Here is a 24961-nt window from a genome sequence, read left to right on the forward strand (position 1 = left end):
ACCGGCTCCTGCAGGTCCGGGGTCAACCGGTCGAGCCATGCCGACAAATGCTTACGACAGCATGTCCTGCATCAATTCCTGCAACACATCCAGATCAAACGGCTTACCCAGAATCGGCGCTGTGCGCGTGATCGGGCTGTCGGTCTCGCGGATTTCCTGCGGGTAACCGCTGATGAAAATCACCTTGAGCTCCGGTCGCAGTTTCACGGCGGGTTCGGCAATTTGCACGCCGGAGATCCCGCCCGGCAGGCGGAAATCGGTGATCATCATGTCCAGATGCGGCTTGCTCGCCAGAATTTCGAAGGCCTGCTCGCCGTTTTCGGCCTGCAATACCCGGTAACCCTCACCGGACAGGTAGGCCGACAGCACCATCAGGATCGATGGGTCATCTTCGACGATCAATACGACATCTTGTGCATCTTCACTCATGGGAAGCCTTTGTTCGGTCAATAGCTGCTGATACGACCGTGGGGTCGATCAGAGGTTGCGTTTAAACGGCTGTTTTCCTACAGCGGCAGACAAACGCGAAACAAGGCGCCTTCGCCAATCCGGCTCTCGACGGTAATGTTACCGCCATGGGCGGTCACAATCTGTTCTGAAATAAACAACCCCAGGCCCAGCCCGGCGACGGCGTGTCTGGCCGTCACACGTTCGAACTGCTGGAAAATGCGTTTCTGGTTTTCTTCTCCAATACCGATCCCCTGATCGCGCACTTCCACCCGCGCCTGACCGCTCTCACTGTACACCTTCACGGTGATCGGGCTCTTGGCGCCGTAACGCAAAGCGTTGGTCAGCAGGTTGGAAATCACCTGTTCTATGCGGAATTCGTCCCAATGGCCCTCCACCGGATGCTCGGCGTCCAGGGTAACCGAGGATTCGGCGGCATCGATCTGCGGGGCGAAGTTTTGCAGCAAGTTACGCACCAGCGCCGACAGATCAAAGCGTGTCGGCCGGATCGACAACTTGCCGGTGCGAATGCGCGACACATCGAGCATGTCCTCGATCAGGCGAATCAGGCTTTTGATCTGCCGCTCGTCGCGGTCGACCATCGCGTGCATCTTGTCCAGGGTGAACGCCGAGGCGTTGTCCCGGGCCAGGTGCATCTTGCGCAACTGGGTTTCGAGGATCAGGCCGTTGAGCGGCGTACGCACTTCGTGGGCGACGATGGACATGAAGTCATCGCGCATGCGCACCGCCTGTTCCAGTTCCGATTGGGTGCTCTGCAACTGCTTAAGCAGCGCTTCCTGCTCGCGACGGCTCTGCTCCAGCGCTTCGACCTGTTGTTTCATGGCCTTGCTTTGACGGTACAGATCAACAAAGACGTTGACCTTGCTTTTCACCGCATGGATATCCAGCGGCTTATGCAGGAAGTCCACGGCACCGCTTTCGTAGCCCTTGAACGCATAGTTCAGTTCACGGCCGGCGGCACTGACGAACACAATCGGGATGTTCTTGGTTTTCTCGGTGCCGCGCATCAACTCCGCCAGTTCGAAGCCGTTCATGCCAGGCATCTGCACGTCGAGAATGGCCAAGGCGAATTCGTGTTGCAGCAGCAGCGACAGGGCTTCGTCGGCGGACAAGGCTTTGTAGACCATACGGTCTTCACGCTTGATCAACGCTTCGAGCGCCAACAGGTTCTCCGGCAGATCGTCGACGATCAGCAGTTTGGCTTGGATGTTACTTAGCATGCTATTCGTTCCAGCTCGACAAGCAGACGGCCGATGCCGCGTATAGGGAGAATGTGGTCTGGCTGGTGAACATCCAGCGCCGCCAGGGGCATGGTCGCGACTTGGGCTTCTTCGGGATCCTGGACGATGGTCAGACCGCCACGGTGCTTGACCTGGGCCAGACCGCTGGCGCCATCGCGGTTGGCGCCGGTCAACAGCACGGCGGCCAGGGCAGGTCCGTAAACATCCGCCGCTGACGAGAACAGGAAATCGATGGCGGGCCGCGAATAATGCACGCGGTCTTCCAGGCTCAGGGAAAAGGAACGGTCCTGTTCCACCGACAAGTGATAGCCCGGGGTGGCGAAATACAGCGTCCCCGCTTCGATCAGCGTCTTGTCATGCGCCTCGATAACGGGCATTGCGACTCTTCGGGCAAACACTTCGACGAGGTGGCTGCGACGCGCGTCCGGCAGGTGCAGCACGACAATGATCGGCAGCGCGAAGCCATCACGCAGCGGGCTGAGCATACTCAGCAACGCCTCCACGCCACCGGCTGAAGCACCGATCACGATCGCCTCTACAGAAGGTAAATCCGCAGCACTGTTCATGATTTACGGTAGATCCGTTCTTGTTTGACCAACGGCTCGAACTGGTTGCCGAAGGCCGAAAAATCCGGGGTTTCCTTACTGCCCAGCACCAGAAAACCACGATGACAAAGGGACTCGTGGAACAATCCAAACGCCCTGTCCTGAAGCTTTTTATTGAAATAAATCAAAACATTGCGACATGAAATTAATTGAGTTTCTGAAAAGACACTGTCCGTCGCCAGGCTGTGATCGGCAAAGGTCACGTTCTCACACAGGCTCTTGTCGAAAATCGCGTAGCCGTACGCCGCCGTGTAGTAGTCGGCGAACGAACGCTGGCCACCTGCCTGCTGGTAGTTATGAGTGTAGGCCCGCACATTCTCCATGGAGAAAATCCCCTGCTTGGCCTTGTCCAGCGAGCGCGGATTGATGTCGGTCGCATAGATGATGGTGCGCTCGAGCAAGCCTTCTTCGCGCAGCAGGATCGCCATCGAATAGACCTCTTCACCGGTGCTGCAACCGGCGATCCAGATCTTGATCGAGGGGTAGGTCTTGAGCAGCGGCACTACTTCCTGGCGTATGGCAAGGAAGTGCGAAGGGTCGCGGAACATCTCGCTGACCGGGATCGTCAGCAATTGCAGCAACTGCATGAACGCGGTCGGGTCGTGCAGCACCTTCTCTTGCAATGCCGAAATGGTCGCGCACTCGAATTGACTCAACGCATGCTGGACACGGCGTTTGATCGACGCGCCAGAATAGTCACGAAAGTCGTAGCTGTATTTGAGGTAGATCGCCTCAATCAACAAGCGCAGTTCGATTTCGCCATTTCGCTCCACTGAATAATTGCGTTCCACTAAATGCGTTCCATCTTCGGTAACCACACGCGAATCAGCGAGAACAGGCGGTCCAGGTCGATGGGCTTGGCCAGGTAATCATTGGAGCCGGCCTGCAGGCAGCGCTCCTGATCGTCCTTCATGGCTTTGGCCGTCACGGCAATGATCGGCAGCTTGCGCCAGCGCGGGTCCTGACGGATCAGGCTCGTCGCCTCGAACCCGTCCATCTCCGGCATCATCACGTCCATCAACACCAAATCGATGTCCTCCACTTCATTCAGTTTTTCAATCGCCTCACGACCGTTCCGGCCAATGACCACGACTGCGCCTTTTTGCTCCAGCGCGCTGGTGAGGGCGAAGATGTTACGTACATCGTCATCCACCAACAGCACTTTGCGACCCTCGAAGACCTTGTCGCGGCTGCGCGCGGTCTTGAGCATCGTCTGCCGTTCATGGGACAACCGCGATTCGACTTTGTGCAGAAAGAGTGTCACCTCATCCAGCAAACGCTCTGGCGAGCGGGCGCCCTTGATGATGATTGAGCGCGAATACTTGCGCAGTTCGGCTTCTTCGTCCCGGGTCAGGTTGCGCCCGGTGTAGACGATCACCGGCGGGAACGAACAGATGTCCTCGGTGGACATGCGCTTGAGCAAATCATTGCCCAACATGTCCGGCAGTTTCAGGTCGATGATCATGCAATCGAAAATCGTCGTGCGCAGCAGATCCAGCGCATCCTGTGCGAGGCCGACGGCAGTGATCTCGATGTCATCGTCGCCGATCAACCGGGCAATGCTGTCGCGCTGCAAGTCGTCGTCCTCCACCAGCAGCACGCGTTTGACCTTCTGGGTCAACTTGGCTTCGAGACGGGCAAACACATCCTTGAGCTCTTCGCGGGTGGTCGGCTTGACTGCGTAACCGATGGCCCCCATGTGCATCGCGGCTTCCACGCGGTCTTCGACCGAGATCACGTGCACCGGAATGTGCCGTGTTTGCGCGTGTTCCTTCAGACGTTGCAACACCGTCAGACCGGAATGGTCCGGCAGGCGCATGTCCAGCAGGATGGCGTCGGGAATGTACTCCTTCGCCAGGTCATAACCTTCGTCGGCGCCGTGGGCTACCAGGCACTGATACCCCAATTCGTGGGCCAGATCGTAGAGGATGTGCGCGAAGTTCGGCTCATCCTCGACCACCAGAATGCAGCGAGTGTTGAACGGCGCCTTGCTGCGATCGTCGTCGAAACGCGGAATATCAACGTCGGCGATCAACGGCACCGGGGCAGGAGTCGGCACTCTCGGCGCCATCGCGACCGGTGAGGCCTGCATCGGTTTGACCGGTTCCTCGCCCGGTTCAATGTAGTGCTGCGGCAAGACCAGGCTGAACACACTGCCCTGCCCCGGTTCGCTGGTGACGCTGATGGAACCGCCGAGCAGTGCCGCCAGATCGCGGGAAATCGACAGGCCCAGACCGGTGCCGCCATAACGGCGATTGGTGGTGCCATCGGCCTGGCGGAACGCTTCGAAAATGCTTTCCTGCTGGTCCTGTGCAATACCGATCCCGGTATCGCGGATGATAAAGGCAATGCCGTCGCCTGGCTGACTGGCGATGGTCAGGCTGACCGCGCCTTTCTCGGTGAACTTCACCGCGTTGGACAGCAGATTCTTCACCACCTGCTCCAGACGCTGGCGGTCGGTAAAGATCATCATCGGCGCACCGGGCTGCACATCGACCTGGAAATCCAGGTGCTTGTCCGTCGCCAGTGGCTGGAACATCCCGCGCAAACCATCCGCCAGGCGAGCAACGCTGGTGTTTTCCGGACGCATTTCAAGCTTGCCGGCCTCGACCTTGGAGATGTCGAGAATGTCGTTGATCAGGTTCAGCAAATCGTTACCGGCGGAATAGATCGATTCGGCGAATTTGACCTGTTCGGCGCTGAGGTTTTCCTGCGGGTTTTCCGCCAGCAACTTGGCCAGGATCAACGAACTGTTCAGCGGCGTGCGCAATTCGTGGGACATGTTGGCGAGGAACTCGGACTTGTACTTGCTTGAGCGCTGCAACTCTTCGGCGCGCTCTTCGAGCTGCGCCTGGGCCTGATTGAGTTCAGTGTTCTTCAGGTCCATCGCATCGCGTTGCTCGGCGAGGATCTGTGCCTGATCGGCGAGCTGTTCGTTGGTCTGCTCCAGTTCGACTTGCTGGGTTTCCAGATGCGCCTGGGACTCCTTGAGAATCCTCGATTGCTCTTCAAGCTCTTCGTTGGCGGTCTTGAGTTCTTCTTGCTGAACCTGCAGTTCTTCGTTGAGCTGCTGGGTTTCGGCCAGCACTTCCTGCAAGCGTTGGCGATAGCGCGCGGCCTCGATGGACGTGCCGATGTTGCCGGCGATCAGTTCGAGCAATTCGATGTCGCGATCGTTCAACGGGCGCAGGAAGCCGAGTTCGATGACCCCGTTGACCCGACCGTCATCGCTCGTCGGCACCACCAGCACGCTGTGCGGCAGGCCTTCACCGAGGCCGGAACTGACTTTGAAATAGTTGCTTGGCACAGAATCGAGGCGTATCAGCCGCGCCTGTTGCGCCACTTGCCCGACAATCCCTTCGCCGCTGTATATCTGTCGCTCGAGGGCTTCCTGCTCACGGGAAAAACCATAAGAGGCGATGCGGCTCAGGCCGCCATGTTCTTCACGCGCATAAATAGCCGCCACCGCCGTACCGAGGTATTGCGCGCAAAACTGCAGAATGTTGCGACCCAGCAGATTGAGCGACAGTTGCCCCAGCACTTGCTCGGCCAGCTCGGTCTGGCCGTTGCGCAGCCAGGCTTGCTGTTCCAGCCGATGGGCACTGGCCTGTTGCGCGGCCAGGTTAGCGCTGTAACTTTGCGAAAGGTTGAGCAGATCCCGACGGCCAATGTAGGCGAGCAACGCGCTGATGCCGACAATGAACAGCAGATAAAGGCTGATGCTCCAGATCGTGGTACGGCGCACTTCTTCGTTACGCGTGGCGCGTAACTGCTGCTCCATGTCGATCACGTCTTCGAATTGCTTGCGGATTTCATCGGTCAGGCGTTTGCCGCGCCCGGCCTTGACCGCGCTGCGGTAATCACCGCTCGCACGCTGCAAGTCGATCATGCTCTGCGCGTACGTGGCCCATTCATTCTGTACCGCTTGCAGCCGTTGCAGGCGGTCGGTTTGCACCGGGTTGTCCGCCGTCAGTTCGAGCAAGGTCTTGACCGCTACCGCGACTCTGGGCCGAGCGGTTTCGTAGGGTTCAAGAAATTTCTCGTCGCCACTGAGCAGAAAGCCGCGCATACCGGTTTCCAGATCGACGGTCAGTTTCACCGCTTCATTGGCGTTATTGATCACCCGGTCGGTGTGCTCGACCCACTGGATCACCGACAGCAGATAAGTGATCAGCGAGACAAAGAACACCGCACTGAGCACACCGACACCCAACGGCAGGCTGACGTTGCGGCTCAGGAGTTTACGAAATCGTTGCTCATCAACCGAAGACTCAGTCGTCATGGGAGGGCCTTGTCGAACTGTTGGAAACCGAGGAGTTTGCCCCAAATCTGCCGCTTTGATCCAATTTTCTGACGTGTTTATACGCGAAATCCTACATTCAGCTGCTCCAGCGCAAAGGAGCAGTTATCCTTGCCGGCGCGATGCAGCTATTCTTTTTCCAGCGAGCTTGGGAACTTGTCGGGTTCCGTTACTTACTGAAGCACTAGACCGGCATTTTCGATCGACCGGTCACCGCATATTCAATTTTCGAGAGCCCCATTATGTCCGCTGAAAAATCCATCATCCTCGTAGTCGAAGACGATGCCATCGTGCGCATGCTGATCGTCGATGTGCTGGAAGAACTGGAGTTCAACGTGCTCGAAGCCGACGGCAGCGAAAAGGCGTTGGAGTTTCTCAACGACGAAGACCAGTACATCGACCTGATGATGACCGACGTCGGTTTACCGGTAATGGACGGGCGCGAGCTGGCCACCCAGGCGCGGATGCTTCGCCCCGAGCTGCCCATCCTGTTCGCCAGCGGCTATGCCGAAAGCATTGAGGTGCCCGCCGGCATGCAAGTGATCGGCAAGCCATTCTCCATTGATCAACTGCGCGACAAAGTCAAAGGCATGCTCGCCTAGGCCTAACCTGCGTTGGAGCGGGCTGAGGAATCGCCCGAGGCTGTGGTTTAATTGCGCCCCGCATTTATCCCCCTGCCCCCGCTTCAAGGAATCGCCCCGCATGAATCAACCGCGCGCCACCAAAGTCCTGGTTATCGGCTACGTCTGGCCCGAACCTCGCTCTTCCGCGGCGGGTGGGTATGTGATGCAACTGCTGGGGACGTTCCTGCAACAAGGCTGGGACGTGACATTCAGCAGCCCGGCCGGCGCTGGCGAACATCAGGAAGACCTGACGGCGCTGGGCATTCGTGAAGTGCCGATCGAACTGAACAACAGCAGTTTCGATACGTTTGTCCGTGAACTGGCGCCGGATATCGTGCTGTTCGAGCAATTCATGATGGAAGAACAGTTCGGCTGGCGTGTCGAGAAGCACTGCCCGAATGCTTTGCGTGTGCTCGGCACCCAGGATTTGCAAAGCCTGCGCCATGCCCGGCATCAACGGCTCAAGGACCGGTTGAAGGCCAGCGACGACGACAATGACTTCAACGAGCTGTTTGCGCCGGCCTTGCGTGAAGAATTCGAACTGATGGCCGACACCGACCTGGCCAAGCGGGAAATCGCGGCGCTGTATCGCTGCGACTTGAACCTGATGATTTCCGAAACGGAAATCGAGTTGCTGGTCGAGCAGTTCAAGGTGCCACGCAGCCTGCTGCACTGGTGCCCGCTGATGGTCGATCCACCGAGTGTGCCGCCAGCAGGTTTTGCGGAACGCGCGGACTTTCTCAGCATTGGCAACTTCCGCCACGCGCCCAACTGGGACGCGGTGCTCTGGATGAAAACCACCATCTGGCCACTGATTCGCGAGCAATTGCCCAGCGCCCGTTTGCTCATCTACGGCGCCTACACGCCACCCAAGGCGACCGCGCTACACAATGCAGCGCAAGGCTTCCATGTGATGAACTGGGCAGAAGATGCGTTGCAAGTCATGTCGGCCGCTCGTGTGTGCCTGGCGCCATTGCGTTTCGGTGCGGGCATCAAGGGCAAAATCGTCGATGCGATGATCTGCGGTACACCGAATGTCACCACGCCGATCGGCGCCGAAGCGATGTATGGCCAAGGCCCTTGGCCGGGAGCCGTGGCCCGCACGGCACGCGAATTTGCCGATTGCGCGGTGCGACTCTATAAAGACCAGGCGCAATGGTCGAACGCCCAGACTGTTGGCCTGGAACTGCTCGCCGACCGTTACCAGGTGCACACTCACGGGCCGGCGCTGATTGCAAAAATCGAGTATTGCCAACAGCACTTTTCGGCATTAAGACGGAATAACTTTACCGGCAGCATGTTGCGTCACCATCAACACAAGAGCACTCAATACATGGCGCAATGGATTGAAGCGAAAAATCGAACTAAAGAGGACACTTGATCGTTAGAATCGTCTCACCTGACGATTAACCCACTGTGCAAGGACGCACTATGAATAACGACGCAAAGCAACTTTTTCACCACTTCCCCTATGACACTCAACATTTCACAGTCCACAACTGGATGACCCAACTTCCCGTTATTGATGCACTCTCGCTTGCGGAACTGGTTTTGCCCGGTGCTCATAATGCCGGCGTGGACAAGAAGGCTTCCTACGCGGCGCCGGGGATCAGTCACTGGGCCGCTTGTCAGACCCATTCGTTTTATTATCAATTGACCCACGGCGCACGTGCGCTCGATTTGCGGCTTGAGTATGAAATCGGCAGCAATGGCGTCGGAACGTTCTGGTTTCAGCACAACGGTTTTCGCTCTTCCCGCTCTCTGGAAAATCTGATCACGAGCGTGATCCGGTTTCTGCAGGAAAACCCCGATGAATTCATCGTCCTGGATTTTCATCAGCTGAACACAGGCAACCAACACCTTGGCCATCACGAATTCAACCGCCTGTTGATGACACATCTGGGGGACCGGATCATCCCTCGCAGAAATGCGATCCTGCCCCTCAGTCAATTGAAACGGGCCAGTCATGCCCAACGTGTGCTGGTCGCCGCCGACTATCACCCGGCATTCGATGCAACCTTCTTTAGTCGGTCCATCCAGCACGAAGGGAGCGGGATCGGGACAACCAGCATCAGTGAACTGAACGCGCATATCACTCGGGTGATGAAATACCCGCCCTCCAGCGACCTGCCGTGGTCGCTTTCCGCGACCAGTTACCATGCAGCGGGCGGTCCGGTGAACATCGGCGAGCAGCTTGACCAATGGTTCAATCCGGCGGCGAGGGATTGGGTCCTGAAGAGCAGCATTATCAATGCCGACTTTTTTGAAACGTCGAATCTGGTAGGCCATTGCCGGACGGCCAACCTGATCAAGGCAAACGCCTACAACCATTAATTCATGCGAATGTTTCCGTCACTGGCAATGTCGGAGCGCACTTCCATGCTTGAAATTACATATATCCACTTCATCCCATGGACGGGCTGAAGCCACTATCAGGAAAAACAATGAGCCCATCTCTCCAAGGTATTCTCGACAAAAAAAATGGATGAGTAATGTTCTCGGCATTGACCGCCTGAAGTTGACCGACTTAATCTGGCCCTGCACTCATAACAGCGGCATGGATAAAAAAGCCCCCAACTATGAAGTCGTGATTGGTCACTGGACCACGTGTCAGAACGATTCATTTGCGTGGCAACTGGCCAACGGGGCACGGGCCTTTGATATCCGTCTTGGTTACACCGAGGGCCAGGATCAATCGATTTTCTACTTCCATCACAATGGCTTTCAGTCTCATCGCATCCTTGATGAGCTGATCGATGCAACCACCACGTTCCTTGATCAAAACCCGGACGAATTCATCGTCTTCGACTTCCACCAGATGGGCGACGGCGCCCAGCGTTTTGACCATAAGAAACTCAATGATCTGTTGGTCAGTAGACTCGGGCACCGAGTCATACCGTCCTACGACGCGTTGAAAACGGTGGGCGAACTCAAGCGCATCAGCACCCGCCGCAGACTGGTATTGGCAGCGCTCCTTGTAACGGGGCTGGACGATGATTACTTCTGGCCACGCATCCCGCACAAATGGAGCGGTGAAACCTTCACCGACACAGCGGAACTGGAACGCTACATTTCCAACGAGCTGCAAGACGCACCATTCGAGACCTTTCTATGGTTGTTGTCGGCCATCAGTTACGGCTTTCTGGGCGGTCCTCAGGACATCAATCGCCAGATCAACGCCTGGTTCAACCCGACCCGCGACTGGGTGACGCGCTGCAGCATTATCAGCACCGACTTTTTCGATGAGTCAGACATCGTTCGTTACTGCTGGAGCGCATCGAGCATGAAGGCGGTTTACGGCGGCGCCTTGCATCTGTCAGCGGGCGCATGACGTCGGTCGAGATGCCGCAGGCTGGCAATGTCGGCCGGTAAAGAGGCATGATCAGGGCGCAATAACAATAAAAGCGCCCTGATATGACCCGGACTGCCAGAGTCACCGATCCTTCCTACGAACTGATGGACGACCACAACGGGTTGTCGATCATCTATCGCCAGCACGGTTTCCCCTGCCCCTTGGTTCGCTGGCATTTTCACAAGGAATACGAACTGCACCTGATCGTCGCCAGCTCGGGCAAGGTGTTCATTGGCGACTACATTGGCAACTTCTATCCGCAAACACTGTTCCTCACCGGCCCCAACCTGCCCCACAACTGGATCAGCCAGGTCGCCGAGGACGAAGTGGTGCCCAAGCGTGACATGCTGGTCAACTTCACCGACGAGTTGTTCGAGAGCGGCCACCAGGTGTTTGCAGAGCTGAAGACGCTGGCTCCGTTGCTGGAGCGCGCCCAATACGGCATCGAGTTTCGCTGCAAACACACCATCCGCCAGGCGATGAGCTTGATGCAGCGCATCGCCGACACGAAAGGCGTGACCCGCCTCGGGCACTTTTTCATTCTGCTGGAGTTGCTGGCAGCCTCTGATGACTACCAACTGCTGTCCGGTGCCACCACGCCGCAACTGGCGGACGAACACAATATCGATCGCACCAACCGTGCGGTGGATTACATCTTCGCCCACTACGCCCGTGAACTTCCGCTGGAGGAAGTCGCCGAGCACCTGGGCATGAAACCGACCTATTTCAGTCGCGTGTTCAAACAAGCCACCGGGCGCTGCTTCATCGAGTTCGTCAACCGGCTGCGTATCAGCAAATCCTGTGAACTGCTGGCCGATGGCGACAAACCGGTGACCGATGTGTGTTTCGAGTCGGGCTTCAACAATATTTCCAATTTCAATCGGCGTTTTCAGCAGTTGAAAGGCATGACGCCGTCGCACTATCGGCGGTTGGCGGTGCAGCGGTTGACTGAGCAGAATCTGGGTTAATCGCTCTGGATAATGGGTCAAATTTTAGATCGAATCGCCAGCAAGCTGGCTCCTACAAGTCTTGCGCGACTCTGGCAGGAACCGGTTTGCCGGCGATGGGGCCATTAAAACCTGTACAAATTCGATGTCCCTTCTCCTCTGCAAAGCCTGTCCCTGCATCTCGCGCCCGCATCAGCAGTGCAAAATAGTATCGATTCAAGTGCGATGGATGATTTGTCTCATCCGCAATTGAAGGCTGTAATCAGTGCACATTCTTCCCGCAGCCGGAAGACACAAAAACAATAACTGTCCTTCTGCCCCCACCGGGTGCAGAAAAGGAGTGCACGATGCAACCTTCTGTAAAAGCTCTGCTAGCCCTCACCTGCATGACCCTCAGCAGCGTCAGCCTCGGCGCTCAGACCCTGACCATCGCCACCGTCAATAACAGCGACATGATCCGCATGCAAAAGCTCTCGAAAACCTTCGAGGCCGAGCACCCGGACATCAAGCTCAATTGGGTGGTGCTCGAAGAAAACGTCCTGCGCCAACGCCTGACCACCGACATCGCCACCCAGGGCGGGCAGTTCGACGTGCTGACCATCGGCATGTACGAAGCCGCACTGTGGGGCGCCAAGGGCTGGCTGGAACCGATGAAGGATTTGCCCGCCACTTACGACCTCGACGACGTGTTCCCTTCGGTGCGTGAAGGCCTGTCGGTCAAGGGCTCGCTGTATGCCTTGCCGTTCTACGCCGAAAGCTCCATCACCTACTACCGCACCGACCTGTTCAAGGACGCCGGGCTGACCATGCCGGAACACCCGACCTGGGAACAGATCGGCGAATTCGCCAGCAAACTCACCAACAGGGACAAAGAACAGTACGGCATCTGCCTGCGCGGCAAGGCCGGCTGGGGCGAGAACATGGCGCTGATCACCACCGTCGCCAACGCGTATGGCGCGCGCTGGTTCGACGAGAAGTGGCAGCCGGAATTCACCGGTCCGGAGTGGAAAAATGCACTCAACTTCTACGTCGACACCATGAAGAAGTCCGGCCCGCCGGGCGCGTCGAGCAACGGTTTCAACGAAAACCTGGCGCTGTTCAACAGCGGCAAGTGCGCGATCTGGGTCGATGCCAGCGTTGCCGGCTCGTTCGTCACCGACAAGACCCAGAGCAAAGTCAGCGAGCACGTCGGCTTCACCTACGCGCCGCACCAGGTCACCGACAAAGGCTCGGCCTGGCTCTATTCCTGGGCGCTGGCGATTCCGACCAGTTCCAAAGCCAAGGACGCGGCGAAGACCTTCAGTGCCTGGGCAACTTCCAAGGAATACGGGGCGCTGGTTGCGGAAAAGGACGGCATCGCCAACGTACCGCCAGGCACCCGGGCCTCGACTTACAGCGCGGCGTACATGAGCGCCGCGCCATTCGCCAAGGTGACGCTGGAGTCGCTGAAAACAGCGGACCCGAGCAAGCCGACGCTCAAACCAGTGCCGTACATCGGCATTCAACTGGTGACCATTCCCGAGTTCCAGGGCATTGGCACCCAGGTCGGCAAGTCGTTCTCGGCGGCGCTGATCGGTCAGACCACGGTCGATCAAGCCCTGACCGCCGCCCAGCAAACCACCGAACGTGAGATGAAGCGCGCCGGTTATCCAAAGTAATCGCCACTTCCCCTGTGGGAGCGGGCTTGCCCGCGATGGGGCCGTCAACGTCAACATTAACGTCGGCTCTTAAATCGTCATCGCGGGTAATCCCGCTCCCACAGGGTCCGCGCCGATGTCAGAAATGATGTCTGTCCTGGACCTGTATTTGCACCCAATCGGTTTTAACGCCATGAATATTTCAACTGCCAAAGCTCAAATGGACATTCCCCAGCCGGTGCGTAAAAACCGCCTGGCCAACCCCGGCTGGTTTCTGGTCAGCCCCTCGGTGGCGCTGTTGCTGCTGTGGATGATCGTGCCGCTGGGCATGACCCTGTATTTTTCGATGATCCGCTACAACTTGCTCAATCCTGGTGAAAACGAGTTTGTCGGGCTGGAGAACTTCACCTACTTCCTGACGGACTCCGGGTTCATGCCCGGCGCTACCAACACCTTGCTGCTGGTGGGCAGCGTGCTGCTGATCAGCGTGGTCTTCGGCGTGTTGATCAGTGCCTTGCTGGAGGCCAGTGAGTTTCTCGGTCGCGGCATCGTGCGGGTCATGCTGATCTCGCCGTTTTTCATCATGCCCACCGTCGGTGCGCTGATCTGGAAGAACCTGATTTTCCATCCGGTGTCGGGGATTCTCGCCTACGTCTGGAAACTCTTCGGCGCGCAGCCGGTGGACTGGCTGGCGCACTACCCGCTGCTGTCGATCATCATCATTGTGTCCTGGCAATGGCTACCCTTCGCGATCCTGATCCTGATGACCGCCATGCAGTCCCTCGACCAGGAACAGAAAGAAGCCGCGCGCCTGGACGGTGCCGGGCCGATCGCGATTTTCTGGCACCTGACCCTGCCGCATCTGGCGCGGCCCATTGCGGTGGTGGTGATGATCGAAACCATCTTCCTGCTCTCGGTGTTCGCCGAAATCTTCACCACCACCAACGGCGGCCCCGGCTACGCCTCGACCAACCTCGCCTACTTGATCTACAACCAGGCGCTGGTGCAGTTCGACGTCGGCATGGCGTCCGCCGGCGGCTTGATTGCGGTGGTGATCGCCAACATCGCGGCCATCGTGCTGGTGCGCATGATCGGCAAAAACCTGACAGACAAAGCCTGAGGCCTGCGCCATGACCCTTCAACAATCCCGTCGCCTCCAAAGCCTGCTGCTCGGCACGCTGGCCTGGGCCATCGCGATCCTGATCTTCTTCCCGATCTTCTGGATGGTGCTGACCAGTTTCAAAACCGAAATCGATGCCTTCGCCACACCGCCGCAGTTCATCTTCACGCCGACGCTGGAGAATTACCTGCACATCAACGAGCGCAGCGACTACTTCAGCTTCGCCTGGAACTCGGTGGTGATTTCCTTCAGCGCCACGGCGTTGTGCCTGCTGATCGCGGTGCCGGCGGCCTACTCGATGGCGTTCTACGAAATCCAGCGCACCAAGGGCACGCTGCTGTGGATGCTCTCGACCAAGATGCTGCCGCCGGTGGGCGTGCTGATGCCGATCTACCTGCTGGCCAAGAGCTTCGGCCTGCTCGATACGCGCATCGCGCTGATCGTGATCTACACGCTGATCAACCTGCCGATTGTGGTCTGGATGATTTACACCTACTTCAAGGACATCCCCAAAGACATCCTCGAAGCCGCTCGCCTCGACGGGGCAACCCTTTGGCAGGAAATGGTCCGGGTGCTGCTGCCGATCGCCAAGGGCGGTTTGGCTTCCACGGTATTGCTGTCGCTGATCCTGTGCTGGAACGAGGCGTTTTGGTCGCTGAACCTGACCTCATCGAAAGCCGCGCCACTGACCGCGTTGATCGCCTCCTACTCAAGCCCCGAAGGGCTGTTCTGGGCCAAGTTGTCGGCGGTATCGACGCTGGCCTGCGCACCGATCCTGATCTTCGGCTGGATCAGCCAGAAACAACTAGTCCGCGGCCTGTCGTTTGGCGCGGTGAAATGAATCGACGCCTGATACGAATTTGCGGCCTGACACGATCCCCTGTAGGAGCCAGCTTGCTGGCGATGACGGCCTCAAGAGCGATGCGAAATTTCAGGACCTCATCGCCGGCAAGCCGGCTCCTACAGAAAAGCCCGTTCGGCTCAATTGAATAAAAACAATCGGAGGCCCATCACCATGGCCAACCTGAAAATCAAGAATCTGCAAAAAGGCTTCGAAGGCTTTTCCATCATCAAGGGCATTGACCTGGAAGTGAACGACAAGGAATTCGTGGTCTTCGTCGGCCCGTCGGGCTGCGGTAAATCCACGCTGCTGCGCCTGATCGCCGGCCTGGAGGAAGTCAGCGGTGGCACCATCGAACTTGATGGCCGCGACATCACCGAAGTCAGCCCGGCCAAACGCGACCTGGCCATGGTGTTCCAGACCTACGCCCTGTACCCGCACATGAGCGTGCGCAAAAACATGTCGTTTGCCCTCGACCTCGCCGGCGTGCCAAAAGCCGAAGTGGAGAAAAAAGTCGGCGAAGCGGCCCGCATCCTCGAGCTCGGGCCGATGCTGGAGCGCAAGCCGAAACAACTGTCCGGTGGCCAGCGTCAACGCGTGGCCATTGGCCGGGCGATCGTGCGTAACCCGAAAATCTTCCTGTTCGACGAACCACTGTCCAACCTCGATGCGGCACTGCGGGTGCAGATGCGTCTGGAACTGTTGCGCCTGCACAAAGAGCTGCAAGCGACGATGATCTACGTGACTCACGATCAGGTCGAAGCGATGACCATGGCAGACAAAGTGGTCGTGCTCAATGGCGGCAAGATCGAGCAGGTCGGCTCGCCGCTGGACCTGTATCACCAGCCGGCCAACCTGTTCGTAGCGGGTTTTCTCGGCACGCCGAAAATGGGCTTCCTCAAGGGCAAAGTCACCCGTGTCGACGGCCAAAGCTGCGACGTGGCGCTCGATGCCGGCACCCGCATCACCTTGCCGCTGAGCGGCGCCAACCTGAGCGTTGGCGGCGCGGTGACGCTGGGCATTCGCCCTGAGCACCTCAACCTTGCGCAAACCGGCGACTGCACCCTGCAAGTCACCGCCGACGTCAGCGAGCGCCTGGGCAGCGACACCTTCTGCCACGTGCTGACCTTGTCCGGTGAAGCGCTGACCATGCGCGTTCGCGGTGATCTGGCCAGCCGTTATGGCGAGGCGCTGAGCCTGCACCTGGACGCCGAACACTGCCATTTATTCGATGCCGACGGCGTGGCGCTGACCCGCCCGTTACGCGCTGCGGCCTGATTTCAGAGAGCCTGTGATGAAACTGAATAAACACAACCTGCACCACCTCGCCCCCGAGGTGGTCCTGCCCGCCTACGCCCTGAGCGATACGCGCCAAGGCATCGCGCACATTGGCGTCGGCGGTTTCCACCGTGCCCATCAGGCGTATTACACCGACGCCTTGATGAATTCAGGCGAAGGCCTCGACTGGGCGATTTGCGGCGTTGGCCTGCGCGCCGAAGACCGCCGCGCCCGGGACGACCTGAAGGCCCAGGATTACCTGTTCACGCTGTTTGAACTCGGCGATACCGACGACACCGAAGTGCGGGTCATCGGCGCGATCCGCGACATGCTGCTGGCCGAGGATGGCGCACAAGCGCTGATCGATAAACTGGCCAACCCCGAGATCCGCATCGTCTCACTGACCATCACCGAGGGCGGTTACTGCATCGACGACAGCAACGGCGAATTCATGGCGCACCTGCCGCAGATTCAGCACGACCTGACGCACCCGGACGCCCCGCAAACCGTGTTCGGTTTTCTCTGCGCCGCATTGGCCAAACTTCGCGCCGCCGGCACGCCGGCGTTCACCTTGATGTCTTGCGATAACCTGCCGCACAACGGCGCCGTCACCCGCAAAGCACTGCTGGCCTTCGCCGCGTTACGCGATGCCGACCTGCACGACTGGATCGCCGAAAACGTCAGTTTCCCGAATGCGATGGTCGATCGCATCACGCCGATGACCAGCACCGAACATCGCCTGCAACTGGCCGACAAACACGCGGTCGATGATGCCTGGCCAGTGGTCTGCGAACCGTTTGTGCAGTGGGTACTGGAAGACAAATTCGTCAATGGTCGCCCCGCCTGGGAAAAGGTCGGCGTGCAGTTCACCGACGACGTCACGCCGTACGAAGAGATGAAAATCAAACTGCTCAACGGCAGTCACCTGGCGCTGACCTATCTTGGGTTTTTGAAGGGTTACCGCTTCGTTCACGAAACCATGAACGATCCACTGTTCGTACGTTACATGCGTGCCTACATGGACCTGGACGTGACACCGCAATTGTCCGCCGTTCCGGGGATCGACCTGAGCGACTACAAGAACACACTGGTGGCACGTTTCTCCAATCAGGCGATTGCCGACCAGCTGGAGCGTGTGTGCTCGGACGGTTCGTCGAAGCTTCCCAAGTTCACCGTGCCGACGACCAACCGTTTGATTGCCGATGGCCGGGAGACCAAACGTGCGGCGCTGGTAGTGGCGGCGTGGGCGCTGTATTTGAAGGGGGTGGATGAGAATGGCGATACCTATTCGATTCCCGATCCGCGCGCCGCGTTTTGCCAGGCGCTGGTGGCGGATGATGCGTTGATTGCCCAGCGGTTGCTGGGGGTTGAGGAGATTTTTGGCACGGAGATTCCGAATTCGCCTGAGTTTGTGGCTGCGTTTGAGTGGTGCTGCAACAGTTTGCGGGAGGTGGGTGTGACGCGGACGTTGGAGCGGGTGCTGGCTTAAATACAGTGGTGAAACTACTGCCGACATCGCGGGCAAGCCCGCTCCCACAGTGGCCCGTGGTGGAACACAGATTTGTGAACGACATTGATCCCTGTGGGAGCGGGCTTGCCCGCGATGGCTGACTGACAGCCTCCCGACATGTTGATGAATACGCACTGATATCGAACTGACGCAGCAAGGACCGCCCATGGCAAACCATCAATTATTCCTCGGCATCGACTGCGGCACCCAAGGCACAAAGGCCATCGTTCTCGATGCCGTCAGCGGTCAGGTCCTCGGCCAGGGCGCCGCCGCGCACACCTTGATCAGCGGCGCCAATGGCCGCCGTGAGCAAGACACATTGCAATGGCTTGAAGCATTCAGCTCAGCGACTCGCGGTGCGCTGGTCGCGGCAAACGTCGACGGTCAGGACATCCTCGGCATCGGCGTCTCCGGCCAGCAACACGGCCTGGTCCTGCTCGACGACCAAGGTCAGGTGCTGCGCCCCGCCAAACTCTGGTGCGACACTGAATCCATCGCGGAGAACGACCGCCTGCTCGCCCATCTGGGCGGTGAAAAAGGCTCGCTCGAACGCCTCGGCGTGGTCATCGCGCCCGGCTACACGGTTTCAAAATTGCTCTGGACCAAAGAACAACACCCGGAGGTTTTTTCCCGGATCGCGCACATCCTGTTGCCCCACGACTACCTCAACCGCTGGCTCACTGGCCGCAGTTGCAGCGAGTACGGCGACGCCTCGGGCACCGGCTATTTCAACGTGCGCACCCGCCAGTGGGACTTGCAGCTGTTGCGCGACATCGACCCCAGCGGGCGTTTGCAAGCGGCGCTGCCGGAGCTGATCGACGCCCATCAAGCAGTCGGCACGCTCCTGCCAGCCATCGCCGAGCACCTGGGCATCAACCCCATCGCGCTGGTGTCCAGCGGCGGTGGCGACAACATGATGGGCGCCATCGGCACCGGCAATATCCGGCCCGGCGCGATCACCATGAGCCTCGGTTCGTCGGGGACGGTTTACGCCTACGCCGAGCAACCGAACGTCAGTGCGGATGCCTCGGTCGCAACGTTCTGTTCCTCCAGCGGTGGCTGGCTACCGCTGATCTGCACCATGAACCTGACCAACGCCACCGGGGTGATTCGCGATTTGTTCGAGCTGGATATCGAGCAGTTCAATGCCCTCGTCGCGCAAGCACCGATCGGCGCTGAAGGTGTGAGCATGTTGCCGTTTCTCAACGGCGAACGCGTCCCCGCCCTGCCCCACGCCACCGGCAGCCTGCTCGGCTTGACCATGACGAATCTGACGCAAGCCAACCTGTGCCGCGCCGTGGTCGAAGGTACGACGTTCGGTTTGCGTTACGGACTGGACCTGCTGCGGCAGAATGGCTTACAAAGCCGCACCATCTGCCTGATCGGCGGCGGCTCGAAAAGCCCGGTGTGGCGGCAGATCGTCGCCGACATCATGAACACCAGGGTGATCTGCACCGAACAAAGTGAAGCCGCCGCCCTCGGCGCGGCGATTCAGGCGGCTTGGTGCAAGTCCTGGGCAAACGGCCAGGAACACAGCCTGGCGGACCTGTGCGCGCGTTGCGTGAAGCTCGACCTCGCCAGCGAAACCTCGCCGATCGCAGCAAACGTGGCGGCCTGTCAGCAGGCCTATGAACGCTATCAACAGCATGTCGCAACCCTTTAAAGAGTGACCAACTATGTACCTGGTGTGTGGCGAAGCGCTGTTCGATTTCTTCAGTGAAGACGACGCCAGCGGCCTGGCTTCAAAAGTGAATTTCAAGGCGATTGCCGGCGGCTCGCCCTTCAACGTAGCGGTCGGTTTGCGCCGCTTGGGCGTAGACGCTGCGCTGTTTGCCGGGTTGTCGACCGACTACCTGGGCCGGCGCTTGCGGCAAGTGCTGCAGGATGAAGGCGTTCGTGCGGATTACCTGATGGATTTCGCCGCACCGACCACCCTGGCGATGGTTGCGGTCGGCGCCAACGGTTCGCCGCAGTACAGCTTCCGTGGCGAAGGTTGCGCGGATCGGCAGTTGAAACCCGAGCATCTGCCGGAACTGGGACCAGAGGTGCGCGGTTTGCACATCGGCTCGTTTTCGCTGGTGGTTCAACCAATCGCCGACACGTTGCTGGCCTTGGTGCAGCGGGAAAGTGGCAAACGGCTGATCAGCCTTGATCCGAATGTACGCCTCAATCCTGAACCAGACATCGACCTGTGGCGGTCGCGGGTTGCTACGTTGGCGGAACTGGCCGACCTGATCAAAGTCAGCGATGAGGATCTGAGCCTGTTGTATCCCGAGCAGGATCCGCAGCGGGTGATCGAAGGCTGGTTGCAGCATCGCTGTCAGGTCGTATTCCTGACCCGGGGTGGCGAGGGCGCGACAGTATTCAGCCGTACGCATGGCTCGTGGTCGGTACCGGCCTGCTCGGTGAAGATGGCCGACACCGTGGGGGCTGGCGATACGTTCCAGGCGGCGTTGATTACCTGGTTGACCGAGCAGCAGATGGATTCGGTGGAAGGTGTGCAATCGCTGGCGCGTGAGCAGATCGACGGCATGCTGAGGTTTGCGGTGCAGGCGGCGGCACTGACGTGCAGCAAGACCGGGCCGGATTTGCCGTATAGGCAGCAGCTGCAGTGAAGATGGTCTAACCGATCCTGTTGCGCCTCCGTTTAAAAAAACCAAGTGCACTACATCACAAAAGCCCTCTTGCCTAGCTGTTATATATGACAGCTAGGCAAGAGGGCTTTTGTGTACTAGTTTCGCTCTTACCTTTGAACGATGGAACGTAGATCAATAAGGATTCAACAAATGAAAAATATTGCCAGGACAATTACGACATTAGTATTCTCTATTTCTTTTATTAACAGCGCAGTCAGTCTAGAGCAGACACCAACACTTGAAAGCATCGGCCCGCAAGACTACGAATACTGCGCCGCGAACGCGACAAATAATAGTCAGGCCGCAGTCGGGATGTGCACCGCAGAAGAAGGGAATGCTGTTCAAGTTGCCTGGATAAGATTCAGAAACAACACAAAAATAGCCACATTGCCACCCTTGTTACCAAACAAATCTTGCACAGCTCTACGTATTTCCGAACGCAACGAAATCTATGGCACTTGCATTTCCTCAACAGGCCAGCAAACACCTGTTGTATGGGATGGAAGGGAGCCAAGTCTTGCGCCTATTGCACTCAAGCCAGCGGGTCAGGATAAAAGTGTAACTGTCACGGCGGTTGGAGCTACCAGCCTTGTCGGTCGAAGCTTTACCGAACTCGAGCAGAAAGGGACGTCGAGGGTAGTGGTCTGGCGTTTTGGTAGCGACGTAGCGGAGCCAGTATCCAGTTCCCCCGACAACTGTGTTCCCACCTCAATGATGGAAGCACGCACTGGTTATAACTGGATTACGCTCAACTGCCCGGTTTCAACAGGAAACTCAATAGCAAAAGTGGCTACCAAAGCGCCAAACAACTTAACGTATGTGATCACCGCGTTGCAGACTCCTGATAACAGTTCGCACTGCACACTGAACAATACCAATGAGTCGGGGCGAACATTAGGAACATGCCACTATCCAAATAAAGCACTTCGCACAGCATATTGGCAAACCCTCAGCAGTGCTCCCACCACCCTTAATACTGTGCCTCAAAATGCATCAACCATTCTAAATGACTCTGGGACCGCGTTAATCATCTATCAAGATGCTCAGGATTTCTACGATGGGTTATGGAATATCCACCAAAACAAAGTCACCACCATCGCCTCCTTACCGAAAACTGCCATCTTCAACACAGCGGGTCTGGCAGACAATGGTATTGTCTTGCTTAACACCCGCACTCCCCAAAACGAGAATCAGGGCGCTTATTGGTCAACATCGAAAGAGACGGTCGGAATCGGATTTTTTAAGGGTGGAAAAACAAGTTATCTGCTAGGGATCAATCATGATGGCAACTACGCGGTAGGTAGCGCGAGGGGTTCCGATGGCAAACAATACGCCATCGGGTTTAGTCTTCCAGAATAAAATACGCTCCAGCCACTGGAGGTTGGTCAGCCGTACTTTCAAATGACAAGCTGGCGGCCGAAACGGTATTTTTTGAATGACAAAGGCGTTAGCGTGACTTACGCCCTTCCCCCAATTACCTTGACCGAAGCACAAGTTGTAGGGGCGCCGATAGGGCGCCCCTTTGTCACAACACCGAGAAGCTGTAACTCACCATCAAACACATCTCATCCACTTTCCGGGCGAATTTCTCGTAGTCGATTCGGTATATCGCACTACGCACCCGCTGGCTGACTCCCGAACGTCCCTTTCTCTATTCAATTTCCGTGCACGAAAAACCATGACAAGTCGACAAGGTATCCATCCTTGCAGGACGAAGCCGAAGCTACCGAGGATTCTTACCCTAACGAATTGCCTGGCAGAACTCCCTTTCACGACAGACGGTATTCAACCCGGTTAACCATCGTTTAACGCTGTGGTCCAAGACTTTACTGGACCGCACGCCCTCAGGTTCTTCTGACGCCCAGTGCGGCAGGTTCGACGTCCACAATGTCGAACTCTCCTTCCGTCCGCATCGGAGATTGCTCATGAATACGCGCATTTTTCTGGTTACCGCCGCCCTCGCCTGCACCGGGTTCGCCGGACTTGCCCAGGCCAACGACACCGCATCCTCTCAAGCCGTGCCCTATGAATACGGGATGCCGCTGCACGTGGCCAAGGTGGTTTCGCTGACTGAACCCACGACGCTGGACTGCAAAGTCATTACGGCTGACATGAAGTACATCGATACGTCGGGTAAACCCGCAGAAATCACGTATCGCAAACTGTCGGATGCGTGCAGTTATCAGAGTTGATCGCAAACAACGACCACGGGGCTGGCGTCTTGGCCAGACCCGTATTGTGACGACGGCGAGTTAAAGTGCTTGCCGGTCGGGGTGCAGCGGCTGGGTGTTGGCCTGATGCTCCATGTCGGAGCGCAATTCGCTGATCAGGTCTTGTATTTCCCGACATCCTTTGAGCGAATTGGCATCAATGCCGGTTTTCAATAGATCTACTTGATCGGTTTCACCGTCCGCATACACCTTGACGGTCATTTTCAGATCGGGTGACAGCGTGCATTGACAACGTTTGGGCAGAAAACTGCTTTCTACGATGTTGCGGAGTTCCAAGGCAGAAAGAAACATGGCAACCCTCTCCTGAGTGTGAGACAGCCAATCAGACAGCAAACACTGACTCTGAAAAAAATCCGGTCAGCTTTACGGAACAGCTACAGCATAAAACATGCCCCGAATTTCGCCCTGCAGCTCATCGGCAAATCAATGGTTTAGCAAACTCGCCTATAAACAGCCTCATGCAATATGCAAGAAAGGCGATTTGGGACGATGCAAATTGCAATTTGGCGAGGCCCGGTTTGCATTGACGGCGCACGACAGTAAAAATGCGGCCGGTTAATTCAGTATCCGCTGACCCTACTCACACGCAAGGAGGCATCATGGGTTCATTGACCTGTGTCACTACCGTCGGGCTGATAGTTGCCGGGCTATCGACCGTCGTTCTCGCGGCGAAACTCGAAGACGTCGCGCCCTTCCCCAAGCCCGAAAGCGGCTTTACACGACAAGTCATTCACCTGGCGCCACAGAAGCAGGAAGACAACTACCAGGTCGAGATTCTTGCCGGCAAGACCTTGACCGTTGACTGCAATCGCCAGCGCCTGGGCGGCATGCTCGAGGAGAAGAACCTCGAGGGCTGGGGCTATCCGTTTTACCGTCTGGAACAAGTGATCGGCCCGATGAGCACGCTGATGGCCTGTCCTGATGGCAAACGCAGGCAGGAGTTTGTCCCGGTCGTCGGTGACGGTTTCATGTTGCGCTACAACAGCAAGCTGCCGATCGTGCTGTATGTGCCCAAGGATGTTGAAGTGCGTTATCGGGTCTGGTCTGCGTCCAGCGAGGTGGAAAAGGCCGTTCAACAATAACCTGATGCAAAACCTGTGGGAGCGGGGCCCGATTGGCCTCCTGCTCACGCCGGGGCGTCGGCCAATGCGGCCCGTTCAGCGACATGGCGCAGACTGTCGAAATTGATGTTAGCGCCGGAGTCGATGGCCACCAACGTTTGCCCCCGCACGCCCGTCTGCGCCACGTACTTTTTGATGCCTGCCACGGCCAACGCGCCGGAAGGTTCGGTGATCGAGCGCGTATCGTCGTAGATGTTCTTGATCGCTGAGCAAAGTTCGTCGTTGCTCACAGTCAGCACTTCATCCACGCAAAACCGGCAGACTTCAAAACCATAAGCGCCGATCTGGGCCACGGCGACGCCATCGGCGAAAGTACCGACGCTCGGCAAGACAACGCGCTCGCCGACCTGTAACGCAGCGCACAGACACGCGGAATGTTCCGACTCGACGCCGATGATGCGGATTTCAGGGCGCAGGTATTTGACGTAGGCGGCGATGCCTGCGATCAGGCCGCCACCACCCACGGGTACGAAGATCGCGTCGAGCGGCCCTTGGTGCTGGCGCAGGATTTCCATGGCGACGGTGCCCTGCCCTGCGATCACGTCCGGGTCGTCGAACGGCGAGACAAAGGTGCGGCCGGTTTGCTCGGCCAGGTTCAATGCGTACGCCAGGGCAAATGGAAAACTCTCCCCGTGCAACACGGCCTCAGCGCCCCGACTGCGGACCCCGAACACCTTCAATTCCGGCGTTGTGGCGGGCATGACGATGGTCGCGGCAATCCCCAACTCACGCGCTGCCAGTGCCACGCCCTGGGCATGATTACCGGCGGAAGCGGTGATCACCCCGCGGGACTTTTGCGCATCGCTCAGTTGCACCAGTTTGTTGTAGGCGCCACGAATTTTGAAGGAAAAGGTTGGCTGCAAGTCCTCGCGCTTCAGCAGAATCTGGTTACCCAAGGCTTCGGACAGTGCCGGCGCCGCTTGCAATGGCGTTCGTACCGCCAGCTCATACACGGGCGCGGCCAGGATCTTTTTCACGTAGTGCTCGAGCAGGGTTTGCTGGTTGGGTGTGCTATGCATGGTCGTCTCCTGACGTTGTTCAGAACCCAGGA

22 protein-coding genes are annotated in these 24961 nt (G+C 57.9%); 15 read left to right on the plus strand and 7 right to left on the minus strand.

What is annotated here, in order from left to right:
• Positions 1–51: 51 nt before the first annotated feature.
• The 5 genes from ACI77H_RS22180 to ACI77H_RS22200 form a co-directional block, all read right to left on the minus strand.
• Complete coding sequence (locus tag ACI77H_RS22180) at positions 52–429, minus strand: response regulator (RefSeq protein WP_150629631.1); 378 nt, start codon at positions 427–429, stop codon at positions 52–54.
• A 77-nt stretch (positions 430–506) separates the two neighbouring features.
• A complete protein-coding gene (locus tag ACI77H_RS22185) occupies positions 507–1688 on the minus strand; it encodes an ATP-binding protein (protein ID WP_407013849.1) in 1182 nt (393 codons plus the stop codon).
• On the minus strand, positions 1682–2275 hold the full coding sequence (locus ACI77H_RS22190) for a chemotaxis protein CheB (RefSeq protein WP_407013850.1): 594 nt from the start codon (positions 2273–2275) through the stop codon (positions 1682–1684). Before ACI77H_RS22190 ends, ACI77H_RS22185 begins: the two co-directional genes overlap by 7 nt.
• Entirely contained in the window at positions 2272–3105 is an 834-nt protein-coding gene (locus ACI77H_RS22195; protein WP_407013851.1) for a CheR family methyltransferase, read from the minus strand. The genes ACI77H_RS22190 and ACI77H_RS22195 overlap by 4 nt, the downstream gene beginning before the upstream one ends.
• Positions 3105–6596: a response regulator gene (locus ACI77H_RS22200; protein WP_407013852.1), complete on the minus strand. Its 3492-nt coding sequence runs from the start codon at positions 6594–6596 to the stop codon at positions 3105–3107. Before ACI77H_RS22200 ends, ACI77H_RS22195 begins: the two co-directional genes overlap by 1 nt.
• Positions 6597–6856: 260 nt before the next feature.
• Between ACI77H_RS22200 and ACI77H_RS22205 the strand changes: the two genes are divergently transcribed.
• The 14 genes from ACI77H_RS22205 (at position 6857) to ACI77H_RS22270 (ending at position 22750) form a co-directional block, all read left to right on the plus strand.
• On the plus strand, positions 6857–7216 hold the full coding sequence (locus ACI77H_RS22205) for a response regulator (RefSeq protein WP_407013853.1): 360 nt from the start codon (positions 6857–6859) through the stop codon (positions 7214–7216).
• A 100-nt stretch (positions 7217–7316) separates the two neighbouring features.
• Positions 7317–8618, plus strand: a complete 1302-nt coding sequence (locus ACI77H_RS22210; RefSeq protein WP_407013854.1) for a glycosyltransferase — start codon at positions 7317–7319, stop codon at positions 8616–8618.
• A gap of 50 nt (positions 8619–8668) precedes the next feature.
• Positions 8669–9571: a phospholipase gene (locus tag ACI77H_RS22215; RefSeq protein ID WP_407013855.1), complete on the plus strand. Its 903-nt coding sequence runs from the start codon at positions 8669–8671 to the stop codon at positions 9569–9571.
• A gap of 223 nt (positions 9572–9794) precedes the next feature.
• Positions 9795–10568, plus strand: a complete 774-nt coding sequence (locus tag ACI77H_RS22220) for a phospholipase (protein WP_407013856.1) — start codon at positions 9795–9797, stop codon at positions 10566–10568.
• A gap of 83 nt (positions 10569–10651) precedes the next feature.
• Positions 10652–11557: an AraC family transcriptional regulator gene (locus ACI77H_RS22225; protein WP_407013857.1), complete on the plus strand. Its 906-nt coding sequence runs from the start codon at positions 10652–10654 to the stop codon at positions 11555–11557.
• A 326-nt stretch (positions 11558–11883) separates the two neighbouring features.
• Positions 11884–13194 carry an ABC transporter substrate-binding protein gene (locus tag ACI77H_RS22230; protein ID WP_407013858.1) on the plus strand — a complete coding sequence of 437 codons (1311 nt, stop codon included), beginning with the start codon at positions 11884–11886 and terminating at the stop codon, positions 13192–13194.
• A 199-nt stretch (positions 13195–13393) separates the two neighbouring features.
• On the plus strand, positions 13394–14293 hold the full coding sequence (locus ACI77H_RS22235; protein ID WP_407014056.1) for a carbohydrate ABC transporter permease: 900 nt from the start codon (positions 13394–13396) through the stop codon (positions 14291–14293).
• Between the two features lie 10 nt (positions 14294–14303).
• Positions 14304–15134 carry a carbohydrate ABC transporter permease gene (locus ACI77H_RS22240; RefSeq protein ID WP_407013859.1) on the plus strand — a complete coding sequence of 277 codons (831 nt, stop codon included), beginning with the start codon at positions 14304–14306 and terminating at the stop codon, positions 15132–15134.
• A gap of 174 nt (positions 15135–15308) precedes the next feature.
• A complete protein-coding gene (locus ACI77H_RS22245; protein ID WP_407013860.1) occupies positions 15309–16412 on the plus strand; it encodes an ABC transporter ATP-binding protein in 1104 nt (367 codons plus the stop codon).
• A gap of 16 nt (positions 16413–16428) precedes the next feature.
• Positions 16429–17901, plus strand: coding sequence for a mannitol dehydrogenase family protein (locus tag ACI77H_RS22250; protein WP_407013861.1), 1473 nt, complete (start codon positions 16429–16431; stop codon positions 17899–17901).
• Between the two features lie 187 nt (positions 17902–18088).
• A complete protein-coding gene (xylB, locus tag ACI77H_RS22255; RefSeq protein WP_407013862.1) occupies positions 18089–19585 on the plus strand; it encodes a xylulokinase in 1497 nt (498 codons plus the stop codon).
• A 13-nt stretch (positions 19586–19598) separates the two neighbouring features.
• Positions 19599–20537, plus strand: a complete 939-nt coding sequence (locus ACI77H_RS22260) for a carbohydrate kinase family protein (RefSeq protein ID WP_407013863.1) — start codon at positions 19599–19601, stop codon at positions 20535–20537.
• 171 nt (positions 20538–20708) lie between these two features.
• Entirely contained in the window at positions 20709–21917 is a 1209-nt protein-coding gene (locus tag ACI77H_RS22265) for a hypothetical protein (protein WP_407013864.1), read from the plus strand.
• Positions 21918–22483: 566 nt separating this feature from the next.
• Entirely contained in the window at positions 22484–22750 is a 267-nt protein-coding gene (locus tag ACI77H_RS22270) for a DUF2790 domain-containing protein (RefSeq protein ID WP_407013865.1), read from the plus strand.
• 60 nt (positions 22751–22810) lie between these two features.
• On the opposite strand, the gene ACI77H_RS22275 is transcribed toward ACI77H_RS22270, so the two are convergent.
• Positions 22811–23080, minus strand: coding sequence for a DUF1652 domain-containing protein (locus tag ACI77H_RS22275; protein ID WP_407013866.1), 270 nt, complete (start codon positions 23078–23080; stop codon positions 22811–22813).
• 308 nt (positions 23081–23388) lie between these two features.
• Here ACI77H_RS22275 and eco point away from each other — a divergent pair, with 308 nt between their 5' ends.
• On the plus strand, positions 23389–23871 hold the full coding sequence (eco, locus tag ACI77H_RS22280) for a serine protease inhibitor ecotin (RefSeq protein WP_407013867.1): 483 nt from the start codon (positions 23389–23391) through the stop codon (positions 23869–23871).
• A gap of 44 nt (positions 23872–23915) precedes the next feature.
• Here eco and ilvA read toward each other — a convergent pair whose 3' ends face one another.
• Complete coding sequence (gene ilvA / locus ACI77H_RS22285) at positions 23916–24929, minus strand: threonine ammonia-lyase, biosynthetic (RefSeq protein ID WP_407013868.1); 1014 nt, start codon at positions 24927–24929, stop codon at positions 23916–23918.
• Positions 24930–24961 lie beyond the last annotated feature (32 nt).

The sequence above is a fragment of the Pseudomonas sp. O230 genome, from assembly GCF_045447035.1.
In the GTDB taxonomy this organism is placed as follows: Bacteria; Pseudomonadota; Gammaproteobacteria; order Pseudomonadales; family Pseudomonadaceae; genus Aquipseudomonas.